Origin of the sequence: Acidovorax sp. NB1 (genome assembly GCF_005405905.1) — a bacterium.
Taxonomy (GTDB): Bacteria; Pseudomonadota; Gammaproteobacteria; order Burkholderiales; family Burkholderiaceae_C; genus Acidovorax.
In genome coordinates, this window is record NZ_BJHU01000021.1 from 446,807 (window position 1) to 462,928 (window position 16,122).

A 16,122-nucleotide genomic window follows, 5' to 3' on the forward strand; every position below is an offset into this window, starting at 1 on the left:
CTCTGCTTTTCGCTTCTTACTTGCGCTGCAAAAAGTCCACGGCCAGCGCGGCCAAGCTGCGTGCGCCGGTGGGCAGCTGGTCTTCGTCAATGTCGAACAACGCAGAGTGGTTGGGCGGGGCCTTGGCAAACTCCTTGCCCTTGGGCGGCGCGCCCAGGAAGTAGAAGAAGCCCGGCACAACCTTCTGGAACTCCGAGAAGTCCTCCGACCCTGCGACCTTGGGGATCACCATGGTCTTGCCGCCCATGGCCAGGTTCAGCGCGGGCAGCGAGGCCTGCGTGAGTTGCGCGGGGTTGGTGGTCACGGGGTAGGCCACAGGGCCAAAACGCACGCTGGCCTTGGCGCCGCTGGCGGCGGCGATCGACTCGGCCGTGGTAGTGATGCGCTTGAGCGCTTCCTGGCGCATGTCTTCGTCGAAGGTGCGCAGCGTGCCCATCATTTCCACCTTGTCGGGGATGATGTTGTAGCGCGTGCCACCCTGGATCTGGCCGATGGTGACCACGGCCGGTTCCTGGCTGATGTTGAGCTGGCGGCTCACCACGGTCTGCAGGCCCATCACCACCTGGCTGGCGGCTACGATGGGGTCGATGGTGGCCCAGGGCGACGAGCCATGGCCGCCGCGCCCTTCCACATGGATGGTGATGTTGTCCGACCCGGCCATCAGCGGGCCGCTGCGGTAGCCCACCACGCCACCAGGCAGGTTGGAGGTGATGTGCAGGCCGTAGATGGCCTGCACGTCCTTGAGCGCACCGGCTTCGATCATGGCCTTGGCGCCGAAGCTGGGCACCTTGCCGTTGGCATCAGGCTCCACCGGCGCGCCCTCTTCGGCGGGCTGGAAGATGAACTTCACCGTGCCGGGCAGCTGGGCCTTCATGCCCGCCAGCACCTCGGCCGCGCCCATCAGCATGGCGGTGTGGGCGTCGTGGCCGCAGGCGTGCATCACGGGCACTTCCTTGCCCAGGTAGTTGGCCTTGGCCTTGCTGGCAAACGGCAGGCCGGTGTTCTCCAGCACCGGCAGCGCGTCCATGTCGGCGCGCAGGGCCACCACCTTGCCGGGCAGGCCGCCCTTGAGCGTGCCCACCACGCCGGTGCCGCCCACGCCGGTCTGCACTTCCATGCCCAGCTTCTTCAGGTGCTCGGCCACGAGCTTGGCGGTGCGCACTTCCTGGCCCGAGAGTTCGGGGTGGGAATGGATGTCGCGGCGCCAGTTGACCATCTTGGGCGCCACGGCCATCACGGCAGCGTCGATGGCCTGCAGGCCGGCGGCATCCAGCGCCTGGGCCTGGGCCGACGAGACAAAAGTCAGCCCGCTGGCGACGAGGCTGGCGGCAAGCGCAATGGCAGAAAGGGGTTTGTGCATGGGCAGATCCGTAGGGAGTAAGCAGCCTCAAGGGCCTGGGTGGGGGAAGCGAAATGCACGTTCATGCTAAAAGCCGCCCGTGCCTTCATGACAAGCGAAAATGGCCATCCACAGAGCCAATATCGCCATGCCACCGTCCCTTTTGTCCTTGCCCTCAGCCACCGCGAAGCCCCCGGTGTTCCGCGTGGACATCCCGCTGCTGCCCGAGTCGGCCGTGGGCAGTGCCTTGCAGTTCATCGACCTGCTGCGCGGCGCCAACCTGCTGGCCAGCCAGCGCCAAGGCGCGCAGGCACCGCGCCTGGCCTGGCGCCTGCTGGATGCCGAGGGCCTGCCCCTGGCGCCGCTGCCTGGCCCCCTGGCGGCCTACACCACACCCGATGAGCAGGCCACGGGCCCCGCGCCCGCCCATGCCCTGCTCATCCCCTCGTTCCACGCACCAGACATCCCGGGCATCCGTGCGGTGGCAGCCCGCCACCAGGCGCTGTCGCGCCAGCTGGGCATCGCGCTCGACGCAGGCCAGAAACTGCTCACCGTGGGCAACGGCGCCTGGCTAGCTGCGCAAAGCGGGCGGCTGAACGGGCGCCAGGCCTGCCTGCCCTGGTTCTACGTCGCCGGGTTTGAGCGGGACTTCCCGGGCATCGGCCACAGCCTGGGCCAGGACCTGTCGGAAGACGGACCCTGGCTGAGCTGCGCACTGCCCAGCAGCGTGAACCTGCTGGTCATGGCCCTGGCACGCCATGCGCTGGGGCCAGAGCTGGGGACCGCCTGCGAAACCGTGATGGCCCCGGACCACCAGCGTGCCCGCGCGGCGCTGCAGGCCAACGCGCAGCAGCACATCCCCGCCACGCGCGACAGCGCACTGGCCCGTGCCATCGCCTGGATGGAGGCCCACCTCGACGAGCCCTACTCACTGGCCCGGCTGGCCGAGGCCGCATCGGTGAGCACGCGCACCTTGCTGCGGCACTTTCAGCAGGAGCTGTCACAGTCGCCCCTGGACCACCTGCACAGCCTGCGCTGCGCACGCGCCCGGGTGATGCTGGAGGTGACGCTGGAGAGCGTGCCTAGCATTGCCGTGGCCTGCGGCTATGCGGACCCGGCGGCATTCAGGCGCATTTTTGTGCGCTACACGGGCATGGCGCCCGCCGAGTACCGCAAGCGCCATGCGCTGCGCGCGCCGCGCAGGCGCTGGCGGGTGGATGTGAAGTAGCGGAACGCCCCTGCGCCCAGCTCAGCGCAGCGCGTTGCCAGCGGGCAGGCGGAACGCCTCCACCAGCTCGGCCAGCTGCTGCGCCTGCACGCGCAGGCCCTGCGCGGCGGCAGAGGATTCCTCCACCAGCGCCGCGTTCTGCTGCGTCATCTGGTCGAGCTGCGACACCGCCTCGCCCACCTGGCTCAGGCCCGTGGTCTGCTCACGGGCAGCGGTGCTGATCTCGCCAATGATGGTGGCCACCTGCTGCACGGACTGAACAATCTCGCCCATGGTGCCGCCTGCAGCGTGGACCAGCTGCGTGCCCTCGTCCACCTGCCGCACGCTGTCGCTGATCAGTCCGCCGATCTCCTTGGCCGCCGTGGCAGAGCGCTGGGCCAGGTTGCGCACCTCACTGGCCACCACCGCAAAGCCCCGCCCCTGCTCACCGGCACGGGCGGCTTCCACGGCGGCATTCAGCGCGAGGATGTTGGTCTGGAACGCAATGCCATCGATCACGCTGGTGATGTCGGCAATGCGGCGCGATGACAAGGCAATGCCATCCATGGTGCCCACCACGCGGTCCACCGCCTCGCGCCCGCGCTGGGCGACGTTGCTGGCACCGGCGGCCAGGGTGCTGGCCTGCGCGGCGGCGTCGGCACTGTGGCGCACGGTGGCCAGCAGCTCTTCCATGCTGGCAGCGATTTCTTCGAGGTTGGAGGCCGTGTGTTCGGTGCGGGCCGACAGGTCGCTGTTGCCTGCTGCGATCTCGCTGCTGGCCCCGGCCACCGAGGTGCTGGCCTGGCGCATGCCCACCACCAGCCCCGCCAGACGGGCCTGCATGCCACCCAGGCGCGACAGCAGCGCCTGCAGCTCGTCGCGGTTGCCTGCACTCTGTGCGGGGATGGCGGAGGTGAGGTCACCGTCGGCAATGCGGTCCGTCACCTCCGACGCCTGGGCCAGCGGCTGCAGGATGGAACGCGACAGCCACCATGCGCAGGCCAGGCTCAGCAGCAGCCCCACCACCGAGCCTGCCACCAGCAGGGTGATGCCCTGGCGCTCACTGCTGGCGGCGGCATCGCGGGCCTGGGCCACGCGCTGGCGCTGGAATTCGGCCAGCTTGTTCACGGCCGCCGCATAGGCATCGGCCGCCGGGCGCAACTGGTTGGCAATGGCGTCTGCAGGCAGGGCCTCGCCCGCCTTGCGGCGCTTCACCAGGTCGTCGCGCACCGTACGAAAGCCGTTGCCCGCCTTGTCGATGGCGTCGAACAGTGCCTGGGATTCAGGGTCTGCGGCCAACTCATCCAGGCGCTTGCGCACCTCGGACGAACGGGCGGAGGTGGTTTTGCGGTCCGCATCGATGCGCGCGGCGTAGGCAGGGTTGTTGTCGATTTCCAGCAGCGTCTCGGCACGCGCCGAGCTGAGCACAACGATGGCGTGCAGCTCGCGCGCGAGCAGCGCACGTTCGGAGGACGCGCCGCCCAGATCGTCCGCAATGTCCTGCAGCCCCGCCAGCCGCCAGATGCCCACGGCCGCCGACAGGGACATGACGAGGCAGACCACACCAAAGGCCAGGGCCAGGCGGACGGCAACACGTGCGTGGGAGATGGACATGGGGCGGCTCGCGTGAGGGTGAAGGGGACAACATGGCGCCACCGTTTTGGGTGGCAGCCTTTGCGGAGGTATCGACAAAAGGTTACGAGTCCTTGAGCCGCCCTACAACAGGCGGCTCCCTAACGGAGCGGCAAAGCAACAGCCTCAATGCACAAACAAAAGACCGCCACAGTGCGAGACTGTGGCGGCCCTCCGGGCCCAACAGGCATTGCGCCCGAGGCTGCTTATTGCTGCTGTGCGTTCTGCAGCGCAGCAATGCGCTCTTCAATGGGCGGGTGGGTGCTGAACAGCTTGCCAATGCCACCGGCAATGCCCATGGCCGCCACGCTCTTGGGCAGTTCGCCGGGGTGCATGCCGCCCAGGCGGGCCAGGGCGTTGATCATGGGCTGGCGGCGGCCCATCAGCTGGGCAGCGCCCGCATCGGCGCGGAACTCGCGCTGGCGGCTGAACCAGGCCACGACCATGGCAGCGGCAAAGCCCAGCACGATGTCGAGCACGATGGTGGTCACGTAGTAGCCGATACCGGGGCCCGAGCTGTTCTCGTCGTTCTTGCGCAGGAAGCTGTCCACCGCGTAGCCGATGACGCGTGACAGGAACACCACGAAGGTGTTCATCACGCCCTGGATCAGCGTCATGGTGACCATGTCGCCGTTGGCGATGTGGGCTACCTCGTGGCCGATCACGGCCTCGACCTCGTCGCGGGTCATGCCCTGCAGCAGGCCGGTGGACACGGCCACCAGCGCCGAGTTCTTGAACGCGCCGGTCGCGAAGGCATTCGGGTCGCCTTCGAAGATGCCGACTTCGGGCATGCCGATGCCCGCCTTGTCGGCAAACTTGCGCACCGTCTCGACAATCCAGCGCTCATCGGGCGAGCCGGAGCCATCGATCACGCGCACGCCCGAGGTCCACTTGGCCATGGGCTTGCTGATGAGCAACGAGATGATCGCGCCGCCAAAACCCATGATGAGCGCGAAGCCCAGCAGCGCGCCCAGGTTCAGGCCGTTGGCCGTGAGGTAGCGGTTGACGCCCAGCAGGCTGGCCACCACCCCCAGCACGACAACGACGGCCAGGTTGGTCATCACAAACAAAAGGATCCGCTTCATGGAATGGTTTCTCCGTGGGGTAAACAACAACGAGTGTTTGCTGGCTCAGATGGGGGCCGGGGGCCGCGCTTCAAGCGCCGCTGTCCTTGGTGGCAACGGCACCCGCCCCATGGCCGCGATTGCATCGCGCTATGGTAGGTGCAAACCCCGGCCAGGGCCTTATCACACAAGGCTTGGCGGGAATTACGGCACAGGCGCTGCCCGCAAGGGCCGGAACACCTGGGCGTCGGCATAAAAGCCCGGCACCTCGTTGGCGGGCCACCAGCCGGGCACGCCCAGCACGGGCAGCGGTGTGAAGGGCTTGGCGGCCCAGGTCTGCGACTGGATCTCCTGCGCCAGCCAGGCGTCCACATCCGCTATCGATTCAATAGCTGATGGGGCTTGATAGACGTGCGCAACCATGGGTTTTCGGGGCACAACCAGCTTTTCGAGCAGCGCATGGCCCACCAGCACCAGCCGGGCCTCGGCCCACAGCGGGCGCAGGTCGATGAACAGGCGCTGCCAGTCCCGCGCCCGGAGCGCATCCCACAGGGCATCGGGCGCCTGCAGCAGTGCGCCGTTTTCGTCGAACACGGTGAGCGCATCGCGCAGCGGGCCACGCACAGCCTGCACACCATCGGCGGCAATCGCCTGGGCCTGCAGCTGGTTCAGGCGACGCTTGGTGTGCGGCAGGTGTTGCCACACCAGGCCGTTGAAGAAGTCGTGCAGGTTGTCGCGGGTGGGCACGCTGCGGGTGTCCCAGATGTGCTGCTCGTAGGCGGTGGCTTCGGGCAGGTCGGACTGGGGCACAAAAGCTACCGGTGCACCCGGTGGCGCTGCCGTCTGTAACGCCCGGTGCACTGTCGGATCGTGCTGAAGCTGCTGCGCCAGGGGCTGGCCCAGGCCGCGCCACGGCGCTAGCCAGGGGGCGCTCCAGTCAATGGCGGCGAAGGTTTCGCTTACACCAGCCGCCACGGCAGGGCTTCACCGGCGCGCAGGGGCTTGAGTTCGGCTTCGCCAAACGCAAAGCTGTCGGGCGGTGTCCACGACTCGCGGCGCAGGGTGACGGTGCCAGTGTTGCGCGGCAGGCTGTAAAAGTCCGGGCCGTGGAAGCTGGCAAAGCCTTCGAGCTGGTCGAGCGCACCCGCGTTGTCGAACGCCTCAGCGTACATCTCGATGGCGGCGTGGGCGGTGTAGCAACCTGCGCAGCCGCTGGCGTGCTCCTTGAGGTGCGCAGGGTGGGGGGCGCTGTCGGTGCCCAAAAAGAACTTGCTGCTGCCGCTGGTGGCGGCCTGCACCAGGGCCACGCGGTGGGTTTCGCGCTTGAGCACGGGCAGGCAGTAGTAGTGGGGGCGCACGCCGCCCACAAAGATGGCGTTGCGGTTGTACAGCAGGTGGTGCGCGGTGATGGTGGCGGCGGTGAAGCGGTCGGCCTGCATCACGTAGTCGGCCGCGTCCTTGGTGGTGATGTGCTCGAAGACGATCTTCAGCTCGGGGAAGTCGCGGCGCAGCGGGATGAGTTGCTGCTCGATGAACACCGCCTCGCGGTCGAACAGGTCGATGTCGCTGCTGGTCACCTCGCCGTGCACCAAGAGCAGCATGCCCGCCTTCTGCATGGCTTCGAGCGTTTTATAGGTCTTGCGGATGTCGGTCACGCCCGCGTCGCTGTTGGTGGTGGCGCCTGCGGGGTAGAGCTTGCAGGCGACCACACCGGCCGCCTTGGCGCGCACGATTTCTTCGGGCGGCAGGTTGTCCGTCAGGTACAGCGTCATCAGCGGCTCAAACTGCATACCGGCGGGCACGGCGGCCAGGATGCGCTGCTTGTAGGCCAGGGCCTGCTCGGCCGTGGTCACGGGCGGGCGCAGGTTGGGCATGATGATCGCGCGGCCGAACTGGGCGGCGGTGTGCGGCACCACCGTGTGCAGCGGCTCGCCGTCGCGCACGTGCAGGTGCCAGTCGTCGGGGCGGGTGATGGTGAGGGTGGTGGGCGCGGTGGGGGTGTGGAGTGCGGCTGTCATGGGCGACATTGTCCCATTGGCATGATTACTATCATTTTTATAGCTATCAGCACTTATCCATTGCGCGGAGGCAGCCAAAAACACTCATATTCCAGCGGCCCACACCTTATTCGGCGGTGATGCCGGCCTTGCGCACCACCTCGCCAAACTTCACCAGGCGCTCGGACATCATCTTCTCGAAGGCGGCGGGGGTCATCTCTTCCGGGGCGATCACGCCGCGTTCCTTGAGGTTGGCCAGCATGGCGGGCGAGGTGGCGACCTCGCGCACGGCCTTGTACAGGGTCTGCACCACCGCATCGGGCGTACCGCCCGGCGCAGCCAGGCCGATCCACGAGGTGAGGTTGAGCTGGGGGTAGCCCACTTCGGCCAGGGTCGGCACGTCGGGCAGCTGCGGCAGGCGCTGGTCGTTGGCCAGGGCCAGCGCACGCACCTTGCCCGCCTGGATGTGCGGCAGCATGATGACCAGGTTGTCGAGGATGAATTGCACCTCGTTGCCCAGCACCGCCGTGATCAGCGGCGTGCCGCCCCGGTAGGGGATGTGGGTGGTGAAGGCACCGGTGGTGGCCTTGAGCATCTCCACGTTCAGCTGGCCCATGCTGCCCACGCCGCCGCTGCCGTAGTTGAGCTTGCCGGGGTTCTTCTTGGCGTAGTCGATGAACTCTTTGAAGGTCTTGAACGGCAGGCTGCTGTGCACCACCAGCGCATTGGGCAGGCGGCCCAGGATGGCGATGTTTTCAAAGTCCTTCACCGGGTCGTAGCCGACCTTGGGCTGCGTGAGCGGGTTGGCCAGGTGGCTGCTTTGCGACGACACGACCAGCGTGTAGCCGTCAGCCTTGGCACGCGCCACATACTGCGCGCCCACCGAGCCGCCCGCGCCTGCCCGGTTTTCCACCACGATGGGCACGCCCAGCACCTTGGACAGCGGCTCGGAATACTGGCGCGCCATGATGTCCACCGACCCACCGGGCGGGAACGGCACCACCAGCGTGATGGGGCGCGAGGGGAACTTGTCCTGCGCCAGCGCAGGCAGCGCTGCAAGACCGGCCAGGCCGAGGCCTAGGCCGGTAGACAGGAGGTGGCGGCGGGAAGGGATGTGGTTCATGGCAGTCTTCAAAAACGCAAAAAACAAAAATGGGGAATAAGGCAGGAATCAGGGATGGCCCAGCACGGCCAGCGCCACGGCCTGCGCGCGCGGCACAAAAGTGGCCAGCTCGCAGTACTCGCGCTCGGTGTGTGCGTGGCCGCCCACCGGGCCCGTGGCACACAGCGTGGGCACGCCCACCGAGGCCGTCAGGCCGCTGTCGGCCGCGCCGCCGGTGAATTCGCCCTGCACCTCAAAGCCCAGCGCGCGTGCGCCCTGCTGGTACAGAGCCAGCAGGTAGTCGGGCGTGGGCTTCATCGGCAGCGTGCGGCGGTGCAAGGTGATGCGGCCCTGGGTGCGGGGCACGGATTCTTCCTCGACGATGGCGCGCACGCGCTCCAGCAGGTCGTCGGGGTTGGTGTCGGCGGTGAAGCGCAGGTCCACCTCGGCCTTGGCATGCGGGGCAACCATGTTGGGGACGATGCCGCCCTGCACCACACCCACGTTGCAGGTCACGCCCGTGGCCGGGTCGGTGAGCGCGTGCAGTGCCAGCGTCTTGCGCGCCAAGGCCTCGATGGCGCTCGCGCCTGCGGCGTGGTTGATGCCTGCGTGCGCAGCCACGCCCGTCACTTCGAACTCCACCACCATCGAGCCCTTGCGGCTGGTGACCACGTTGCCGCTCACGCGGCCGGGCTCGGCATTGAGCACGGCCCGGGCGCCGCGCACCCGGGCCATGATGAGGTCGCGCGTGGCGGGCGAGCCGATCTCTTCGTCGCACGAGAAGAACAGGTGCAGGGGCGCCTTCAGCCCGCCGCAGCGGGCAAAGGCCTCGGCCACAAACACGTTGAGCACCAGGCCCGACTTCATGTCGGCCACGCCGGGGCCGTAGGCACGGCCGTCTTCCACACGGAAGGGGCGGCGCGCCACGGTGCCTGCGGGATAGACGGTGTCCATGTGGCCCATGAGGATCAGGGGCGCGCCCTCCCCGCCTGCCCCGGCCGCGTTGACCTGTGCGTGCAGCAGCACACCGTAGCCGGGCACGGGCTCGAACTGCACGGGCACGCCCGCAGCCAGCAGGCGCTCGGCCAGTGCATGGGCCACAGCGGTCACGCCCGCCTCATCGCGGCTGCCGCTGTCGATGTTGACCACTTTCTGCAACAGCTCTTGCATGGCCTGCCCCTGGCCCGCCAGCCAGGCCAGTGCCGGCGCGGATGGGGCAGATGGCGCCTGGGATGCTGTGTTTTCAAGCGTTTCGAGCATGGTTGTCCTTGGGTCGGACCCCGGGTCGGGGCAAAATTTGGGCCGCAGTGTTGCATGCGTTTCGGCTGTTTGCAATACATTTTTCATAAATGAGACATAAATGAAATCATCATTGCAAACATCCACCGCACTGCTGACCGAGCGCCTGGCCCGCCAGGGCGGCGAACTCACGGCCAGCGAACGCGCCCTGGCCGAGGCCCTGGGGCGGGACTACCCCCACGCGCTGCTGGAGTCGGCCACCGCCCTGGCAGCGCGCACCGGCACCAGCGCATCGACCGTGGTGCGGCTGTTTGCCAAGCTCGGTTACGCGAGTTATGCCGAGGCGCAGCGCGAGGCCCGGGGCGAGGTCACGGCCCTGCTGCAAACCGCCGGGCAGCGTGCGCCCGTCACCATCGGCACCGAGCGCAGCTTGCAGCAATGTGTGGACGACGCCCTGCTGCACGATCAGCACAACATCACCGCCACGCGCGACGGGCTGGACATGGCGGCGTTCGAGGCCATCGTCGCGCGCATCGCGCAGAGCAACGGGCGTGTGTTTGTGCTGGCGCAGATCAACAGCGCCCCCGTGGCCGCCTGGCTGGCGCTGCACCTGAACATGTGCCGCCCCGGCGTGCACGAGCTGGGCGCGGGCGCCGTGGCCGCCACCGACCAGTTGCTCTGGATCCAGCCCGAGGACACGCTGCTGGTCTTCAGCATCCGCCGCTATGCCAGCGGGCCGGTGAAGGTGGCGCAGCGGTTTCGCGACGCGGGGGCCCAGGTGCTGGCCATTGTGGACAGCACCGCCGCGCCGCTGGCGGCCCTGGCCCACCACCGCGTGCAGGTGCGCATCTCCAACGCCTCGCCATTTGACTCGTACACCGCCGCGTTCTTCGTGTGCAACGCCCTGGTGTCGGCCGTGGCCCAGCTGCGGCACGAAGCCGTGTCCGAAGCCCTGCAGCGGCGCGACGACCTGTGGAAGGACGTGGAAGCCCAGCTCATCGTGGAAGGCAACCCGCCAGCGGGGCGGCGGGGAGGCAAGCGCTGACCTGCGTGATCCTGGCTACTGGCCCGCGCAAGGTTTTCAGGCGTTCCGACGCCCATGAAAAAAGCGCTCCGAAGAGCGCTTTTTTTGCTTCCAATCCCGAGACCTGACGGTCTGGGGCGACGCTGATCAGTGCTGCAGGATCTTGTTAAGGAAGTCTTTTGTACGCGGCTGGCGCGCATCGGGGTTGTTGAAGAACTCGTCCTTCGAGCAGTCTTCCAGGATCTTGCCGCCCACGTCCATGAAGATCACGCGGTTGCTCACCTTGCGCGCAAAGCCCATTTCGTGGGTCACGCACATCATGGTCATGCCTTCATTGGCCAGGCCCACCATCACGTCCAGCACTTCGCCGACCATTTCGGGGTCGAGCGCGGAGGTGGGCTCGTCGAACAGCATCACGATGGGGTCCATGCTCAGCGCACGGGCGATGGCCACGCGCTGCTGCTGGCCGCCCGAGAGCTGGCCGGGGAACTTGTCCTTGTGCGCAATCAGGCCCACACGTTCCAGCATCTTGAGGCCGCGCTTCTTGGCGTCGTCCGCACTGCGGCCCAGCACCTTGATCTGCGCGATGGTCAGGTTGTCCGTCACCGACAGGTGGGGGAACAGCTCGAAGTGCTGGAACACCATACCCACGCGGCTGCGCAGCTTGGGCAGGTTGGTGCTGGGGTCGTGCAGCTTCACGCCATCGACCGTGATCTCGCCCTTCTGGAAGGGTTCGAGCGCGTTGATAGTCTTGATGAGCGTGGACTTGCCCGAGCCCGAGGGGCCGCAGACCACCACCACTTCGCCCTTGTTGATGGTGGCCGAGCACTCGTTGAGCACCTGCACGGGGCCATACCACTTGGATACGTTTTTGAGTTCGATCATTGTTTATTCCTCAATCTCTCGGATCACCGGATGATGGCGATCTTCTGGTGCAGGCGCTTGACCGCCCAGGACAGCGCATAGCACATCACAAAATACAGCACGGCGGCAGCCAGGTACGCCTCGATGGGGCGGCCGAAGTTCTTGCCCGCCACTTCAAAGCCCTTGAGCATGTCGTAGGCACCGATGGCATACACGAGCGACGTATCCTGGAACAGGATGATGGTCTGCGTGAGCAGCACCGGCAGCATGTTGCGGAACGCCTGGGGCAGCACCACCAGCTTCATGTTCTGGCCATACGTCATGCCCAGCGCCTGCCCGGCATACACCTGGCCACGCGGGATGGACTGGATGCCGGCGCGCATGATTTCGCTGAAGTACGCCGCTTCAAAGGCGATGAAGGTGATGACTGCCGACACTTCCGCGCCGATGGGGCGGCCGATGATGGCGGGCACCAGCAGGAAGAACCACAGGATCACCATCACCAGCGGAATGGAGCGCATGCCGTTGACGTAGATGGTGGCGGGCACATCGAGCCACTTCTTGCCCGACAGGCGCATCAGCGCCAGCAGGGTGCCGAAGAACACGCCGCCAATGGTGGCGATCACCGTGAGCATCAGGCTGAAGTACAGCCCCTTGAGCACGAAGTTGGAGATCAGGTCCCAGTTGTAGAAGGAAAAATCGAGATTCATATCAATGCCCCCCTCCAGCGGCACCTGCGACCACCATGCCCGGGATGCGCACGCGTTTTTCGATGAACGCCATGATCCGGTTGATGGCAAAGGCCGAGATGATGTAGAGCGTGGTCACGGCCAGGTACACCTCGATGCCGCGCGAGGTTTCTTCCTGCGCCTGCATGGCAAACATGGTGAGTTCGGCCACCGACACGGCAAACGCCACCGACGAGTTCTTGAAGATGTTCATCGTCTCGCTGGTCAGCGGCGGGATGATGATGCGGAACGCCATGGGCAGCAGCACGTAGCGGTAGGTCTGGAAGGTGGTGAACCCCACAGCCATGCCCGCGTAACGCTGGCCGCGCGGCAGGGCCTGGATGCCCGAGCGCACCTGCTCGGCGATACGCGCGGAGGTGAAGAAGCCCAGGGCCAGCACCACGAGGGCAAAGCCGGGAACACCCTTGAGCACCGGGAACAGGCTGGGGAGAACGTGGTACCAGAGGAAAATCTGGACCAGAAGCGGAATGTTGCGGAACAGCTCAACCCAGGCGTTACCCAGCCGAACAATCATGGGCCGGTCCTGCAGCGTGCGCAGCGTGCCGATGAAAGAGCCCAACACAAGCGCCAGCACCAGGGCCAGCAACGAAACGGACACCGTCCAGCCCCAGGCCGACAGCATCCAGTCCAGGTAAGTGATGTCGCCGCCCTTGCCAAAGCAGCTCTGCACAACTTCCCGGTCCATGGTGTCCTGGCAGAACACCTGCCAATCCCAACTCATAGGAGCACCCCTTTAATTCTTGGTATTGCGCTGGGCACGGCGCGCAGGCAGCGTGCCCAACAAAAAAGCCCCTTCAAACCGGCTGGCCGAAGGGGCACGCGCGTCAAGAAGATTACTTCTTGGCGTAGTCTTCCATGGGCTTGTCGTTCGGGTTGGCCCAAGCTTCCTTGGTCGCATCCGACATCGGCAGGCCGATCTTCACGTTGGTGGGGGGTACGGGCTGCATGAACCACTTGTCGTACAGCTTGGCCAGCGAACCATCCTTGATCTGGCGCTTGATGGAATCATCCACGGCCTTCTTGAACGCAGGGTCGTCCTTGCGCAGCATGCAGGCGATGGGTTCCACGTTCAGCACTTCGCCGACGATCTTGTAGTCGGCAGGTGCCTTGGACTTGGAGATGTTGGCGGCCAGGATGGAGCCGTCCATCACGAACGCTTCGGCACGGCCGGTTTCCAGCATCAGGAAGCTGTCGGCGTGGTCCTTGCCCATGACTTCCTTGAAGTCAATGCCGCCAGCACGTTCGTGCTTGCGCAGCGTCTGCACCGAGGTGGTGCCCGTGGTGGTGGCCACGGTCTTGCCGTTCAGGTCCTTGATGGAGGTGATGCCCGAGTTGGCCTTGACGACCATGCGGACTTCTTCCACATAGGTGGTCACGGCAAAGGCCACGTCCTTCTGGCGGGCGGCGCTGTTGGTGGTGGAGCCACACTCCAGGTCCACGGTGCCGTTGGTCACCAGGGGAATACGGTTCTGCGAGGTCACTGGCTGGTACTTGATGTCCAGCTTGGCCAGGCCCAGTTGCTTCTGAACGTCGTGCAGGACGATTTCACCCATTTCGGTGTGAAAGCCCACGTACTTGCCGTTGCCCAGCGTGTAGGAAAGACCCGAAGACTCGCGCACACCCAGCGTCACGCTGCCCGAGGCCTTGATCTTGGCCAGGGTGTCGGTGGCTTGAGCGAACGCGCTGCCTGCGGCCAGGGCGGTCACAGCAATCGCGAGCAAATGTTTCTTCATAGGGATCTCCTTGTGTTGAAAACAGAAAAAAGGGGGGAATTCTAGAGACTGGCCGCAACCCGCCCGGACTGCAAGCCCAAACGTCTAGAAATGGGGGAGGACTTACCCGAGGATACTCGTCAGAAGGGGACCTGATCGGTAGGGTATTTCCAGAAGTCGCGCAACAGATAACTGACCGGAAGGTTCAGCACCGTGTTGTTCGGGGGGATGGGTTTGTTGAACCACTTGTCATAGATAGGGTAGATGTCGCGGCTGGTGATCAGGCGGCGCATCTCTTCGTCTACCAGTTTTTTGAACTCGGGGTCGTTCTTGGGCAGCATGATGGCCAGCGGCTCGGTGGTCATGAAGCGGCCCACCACCTTGAGCGCCTTGGGGTTGGGCCGGCCAGCCGCCAGGCCATACAGCAGCACGTCGTCCATCACGAAGGCATCGGCCTCGCCCTTTTCGACCATATCTACGGCCTTGGCATGGTCGGGGGCTTCCACGATGGCGATGCCCATCAGGCGCTCGCGGTTGGCCTGGTCGGCCGCCTTGAGCGGTGTGGTGCCTTTGGTGGACACCAGCTTCTTGCCGTTGAGGTCTTCCACCTTATCGATGGCACTGGCGGACTTCACGAGCAGCCGGGCACCGGTAATGAAATGGGGGATGGTGAACGCCACTTGTTGACGCCGCTCGGCGTTGTTGGTGGTGGAGCCACATTCCATGTCGGCCTTGCCCTGCTCGATCATGGTGATGCGGTTGGCGGGCGTGACAGCCACAAACTCCACCTCCATGTCCTTCTTGCCGGTCTTCTTGCGCACCACATCGGCCAGGCGCAGGCACAGGTCCACGGCATAGCCCACGGGCTTGCCCGACTGGGAATCCACATACGAGAACGGCACCGACGACTCGCGGTGGGCAATCACCAGCTTGCCGCCAGCGCTCACACGCTCCAGCACCGTTGCCGCCTGCACAGACGCCGCCAGCAGGCAGCCCAGGGCGACCAGGCCCTTAGCGAATCTCCAGTGCTGAACTTTCATACGACGTCCCGGTAAAAGAAAGGAATCGGGTTTGCAATGTTCGTGCCATCGCGGCAGTTGCAGGCATGTGTTGTTGCCACCGACCCAGCGATGGCGCGAACTGTACGTGTCGTTACTATGAAACTCCAATGCCGTTTGCGGGCGCAACTATGCAAAGTGTTTATATCCGTATTTACCCTTAGCATGACCCGGCCTGGGCCTGGAGGTAGGTCCACAGCGCCTGGGCCGTGCCTTTGGGGGCCTCCTTGCCCGCTGGTTTCTCGCGGTAGGCCCGCACGTCCATGGTCATCTGCAGGCCTTCGGCCTCCGAGGGCGCCGCGCTGACCAGGCGGCGCGAGCGCAGTTCCTTCTTCACGGCGCTGTGCGGCAAAAAGGCCACGCCATGGCCCTCCAGCGCCATGGCCTTGAGGCCCTCGGCCATGTCGGTCTCATACACACGCTCCAGGTGGATGGGCGTCTGCGACTGCTTGAGGATGAGTTCAGTCACCCGCCCCAGATAGGCGCCGGGCGCGTAGCCCAGGTAGGGCAGCGGCTGGCCCGCGCGGCCCGGCAGGCGGTGCACGGGCTGGCCCTCGGCGTCGGCCTTGCTGTAGGGCGACAGCACCTCCTGCCCCAGGCTGACCATTTCATAACGGTCGGCATCAAGCTGAAAGGGCTGAGAAGGGTGGTGGTAGGCAATCAGCAGATCGCAGCCGCCCTCTACCAGGCGCATCACGGCGTCGTGCACGTTCAGGGCGATCAGGCGGCTCTTGAACGGGCCGAACTTGTCGGCCAGGCTGGACACCCAGGCGGGGAAGAAGGTGAATGCCAGCGTGTGCGGCACGGCGAACTCGATCATGTCCTTGCCCGCGCTGGTGTGCGCGCGCAGCATGGCGCGGGTGTTCTGCAGCGCCTGCAGCATTTCCAGGGCCTGGTCGTAGAGGGTTTTGCCAGCGGGCGTGAGGCGGGTGGGGTAGGAGCTGCGGTCCACCAAGTCGGTACCGGCCCAGGCCTCCAACGCCTGGATCCGCCGCGAGAACGCTGGCTGGGTCACATGCCGCAGCTGCGCTGACCGGCTGAAGCTGCGGGTTTCCGCAAGACTGACGAAATCTTCAAGCCACTTGGTTTCCATCGGCGCATTATCCGCGCGCAGGCTGCGCCTTGCTGGCGCCCG

Annotated in this window: 15 protein-coding genes; 2 read left to right on the forward strand and 13 right to left on the reverse strand. The window is 65.9% G+C overall.

Annotated features, from left to right (window positions below; genetic code table 11):
* Positions 1–16 precede the first annotated feature (16 nt).
* Positions 17–1,360, reverse strand: a complete 1,344-nt coding sequence (locus AvAM_RS10355; RefSeq protein ID WP_137746968.1) for an amidohydrolase — start codon at positions 1,358–1,360, stop codon at positions 17–19.
* A gap of 127 nt (positions 1,361–1,487) precedes the next feature.
* Here AvAM_RS10355 and AvAM_RS10360 point away from each other — a divergent pair, with 127 nt between their 5' ends.
* Positions 1,488–2,567, forward strand: coding sequence for a GlxA family transcriptional regulator (locus AvAM_RS10360; protein WP_249368040.1), 1,080 nt, complete (start codon positions 1,488–1,490; stop codon positions 2,565–2,567).
* 21 nt (positions 2,568–2,588) lie between these two features.
* On the opposite strand, the gene AvAM_RS10365 is transcribed toward AvAM_RS10360, so the two are convergent.
* The 6 genes from AvAM_RS10365 to AvAM_RS10390 all read right to left on the reverse strand — a co-directional run bounded on the left by AvAM_RS10365 (position 2,589) and on the right by AvAM_RS10390 (position 9,601).
* Positions 2,589–4,160, reverse strand: coding sequence for a methyl-accepting chemotaxis protein (locus tag AvAM_RS10365; RefSeq protein WP_137746970.1), 1,572 nt, complete (start codon positions 4,158–4,160; stop codon positions 2,589–2,591).
* 224 nt (positions 4,161–4,384) lie between these two features.
* Complete coding sequence (gene htpX / locus AvAM_RS10370; protein WP_137746971.1) at positions 4,385–5,263, reverse strand: protease HtpX; 879 nt, start codon at positions 5,261–5,263, stop codon at positions 4,385–4,387.
* Positions 5,264–5,446: 183 nt separating this feature from the next.
* Positions 5,447–6,217, reverse strand: coding sequence for a DUF3025 domain-containing protein (locus AvAM_RS10375; RefSeq protein ID WP_137746972.1), 771 nt, complete (start codon positions 6,215–6,217; stop codon positions 5,447–5,449).
* A complete protein-coding gene (pyrC, locus tag AvAM_RS10380) occupies positions 6,202–7,269 on the reverse strand; it encodes a dihydroorotase (protein WP_375708147.1) in 1,068 nt (355 codons plus the stop codon). The genes AvAM_RS10375 and pyrC overlap by 16 nt, the downstream gene beginning before the upstream one ends.
* 97 nt (positions 7,270–7,366) lie before the next feature.
* Positions 7,367–8,362 (reverse strand): tripartite tricarboxylate transporter substrate binding protein, encoded by a 996-nt coding sequence (locus tag AvAM_RS10385; protein ID WP_137746974.1) that lies wholly within the window; start codon positions 8,360–8,362, stop codon positions 7,367–7,369.
* A gap of 48 nt (positions 8,363–8,410) precedes the next feature.
* Positions 8,411–9,601, reverse strand: a complete 1,191-nt coding sequence (locus tag AvAM_RS10390; RefSeq protein WP_137746975.1) for a M20 family metallopeptidase — start codon at positions 9,599–9,601, stop codon at positions 8,411–8,413.
* Between the two features lie 100 nt (positions 9,602–9,701).
* Here AvAM_RS10390 and AvAM_RS10395 point away from each other — a divergent pair, with 100 nt between their 5' ends.
* Entirely contained in the window at positions 9,702–10,625 is a 924-nt protein-coding gene (locus AvAM_RS10395; protein WP_137746976.1) for a MurR/RpiR family transcriptional regulator, read from the forward strand.
* A 126-nt stretch (positions 10,626–10,751) separates the two neighbouring features.
* Here the strand turns inward: AvAM_RS10395 and AvAM_RS10400 are convergent, their stop codons facing one another.
* The 6 genes from AvAM_RS10400 to AvAM_RS10425 all read right to left on the reverse strand — a co-directional run bounded on the left by AvAM_RS10400 (position 10,752) and on the right by AvAM_RS10425 (position 16,080).
* Entirely contained in the window at positions 10,752–11,489 is a 738-nt protein-coding gene (locus tag AvAM_RS10400) for an amino acid ABC transporter ATP-binding protein (RefSeq protein WP_015012504.1), read from the reverse strand.
* A 23-nt stretch (positions 11,490–11,512) separates the two neighbouring features.
* The gene (locus AvAM_RS10405; RefSeq protein ID WP_137746977.1) at positions 11,513–12,178 is read right to left on the reverse strand and encodes an amino acid ABC transporter permease; all 666 of its coding nucleotides are present in this window, start codon (positions 12,176–12,178) and stop codon (positions 11,513–11,515) included.
* Position 12,179: 1 nt separating this feature from the next.
* A complete protein-coding gene (locus AvAM_RS10410) occupies positions 12,180–12,938 on the reverse strand; it encodes an amino acid ABC transporter permease (RefSeq protein WP_137746978.1) in 759 nt (252 codons plus the stop codon).
* 112 nt (positions 12,939–13,050) lie between these two features.
* Positions 13,051–13,950: an amino acid ABC transporter substrate-binding protein gene (locus AvAM_RS10415; protein WP_137746979.1), complete on the reverse strand. Its 900-nt coding sequence runs from the start codon at positions 13,948–13,950 to the stop codon at positions 13,051–13,053.
* A 119-nt stretch (positions 13,951–14,069) separates the two neighbouring features.
* Positions 14,070–14,969 carry an amino acid ABC transporter substrate-binding protein gene (locus AvAM_RS10420; RefSeq protein ID WP_137746980.1) on the reverse strand — a complete coding sequence of 300 codons (900 nt, stop codon included), beginning with the start codon at positions 14,967–14,969 and terminating at the stop codon, positions 14,070–14,072.
* Between the two features lie 178 nt (positions 14,970–15,147).
* Entirely contained in the window at positions 15,148–16,080 is a 933-nt protein-coding gene (locus AvAM_RS10425; RefSeq protein ID WP_137746981.1) for a LysR family transcriptional regulator, read from the reverse strand.
* Positions 16,081–16,122 lie beyond the last annotated feature (42 nt).

Coding starts and splice junctions, on each gene's coding strand:
- AvAM_RS10365 (WP_137746970.1), bottom strand. CDS start 4,160: ATGTCCATCTCCCACGCACGTGTTGCCGTCCGCCTGGCCCTGGCCTTT.
- AvAM_RS10410 (WP_137746978.1), bottom strand. CDS start 12,938: ATGAGTTGGGATTGGCAGGTGTTCTGCCAGGACACCATGGACCGGGAA.
- AvAM_RS10425 (WP_137746981.1), bottom strand. CDS start 16,080: ATGGAAACCAAGTGGCTTGAAGATTTCGTCAGTCTTGCGGAAACCCGC.
- AvAM_RS10400 (WP_015012504.1), bottom strand. CDS start 11,489: ATGATCGAACTCAAAAACGTATCCAAGTGGTATGGCCCCGTGCAGGTG.
- AvAM_RS10395 (WP_137746976.1), top strand. CDS start 9,702: ATGAAATCATCATTGCAAACATCCACCGCACTGCTGACCGAGCGCCTG.
- AvAM_RS10420 (WP_137746980.1), bottom strand. CDS start 14,969: ATGAAAGTTCAGCACTGGAGATTCGCTAAGGGCCTGGTCGCCCTGGGC.
- AvAM_RS10390 (WP_137746975.1), bottom strand. CDS start 9,601: ATGCTCGAAACGCTTGAAAACACAGCATCCCAGGCGCCATCTGCCCCA.
- AvAM_RS10415 (WP_137746979.1), bottom strand. CDS start 13,950: ATGAAGAAACATTTGCTCGCGATTGCTGTGACCGCCCTGGCCGCAGGC.
- AvAM_RS10405 (WP_137746977.1), bottom strand. CDS start 12,178: ATGAATCTCGATTTTTCCTTCTACAACTGGGACCTGATCTCCAACTTC.
- AvAM_RS10385 (WP_137746974.1), bottom strand. CDS start 8,362: ATGAACCACATCCCTTCCCGCCGCCACCTCCTGTCTACCGGCCTAGGC.
- htpX (WP_137746971.1), bottom strand. CDS start 5,263: ATGAAGCGGATCCTTTTGTTTGTGATGACCAACCTGGCCGTCGTTGTC.
- pyrC (WP_375708147.1), bottom strand. CDS start 7,269: ATGTCGCCCATGACAGCCGCACTCCACACCCCCACCGCGCCCACCACC.
- AvAM_RS10360 (WP_249368040.1), top strand. CDS start 1,488: ATGCCACCGTCCCTTTTGTCCTTGCCCTCAGCCACCGCGAAGCCCCCG.
- AvAM_RS10355 (WP_137746968.1), bottom strand. CDS start 1,360: ATGCACAAACCCCTTTCTGCCATTGCGCTTGCCGCCAGCCTCGTCGCC.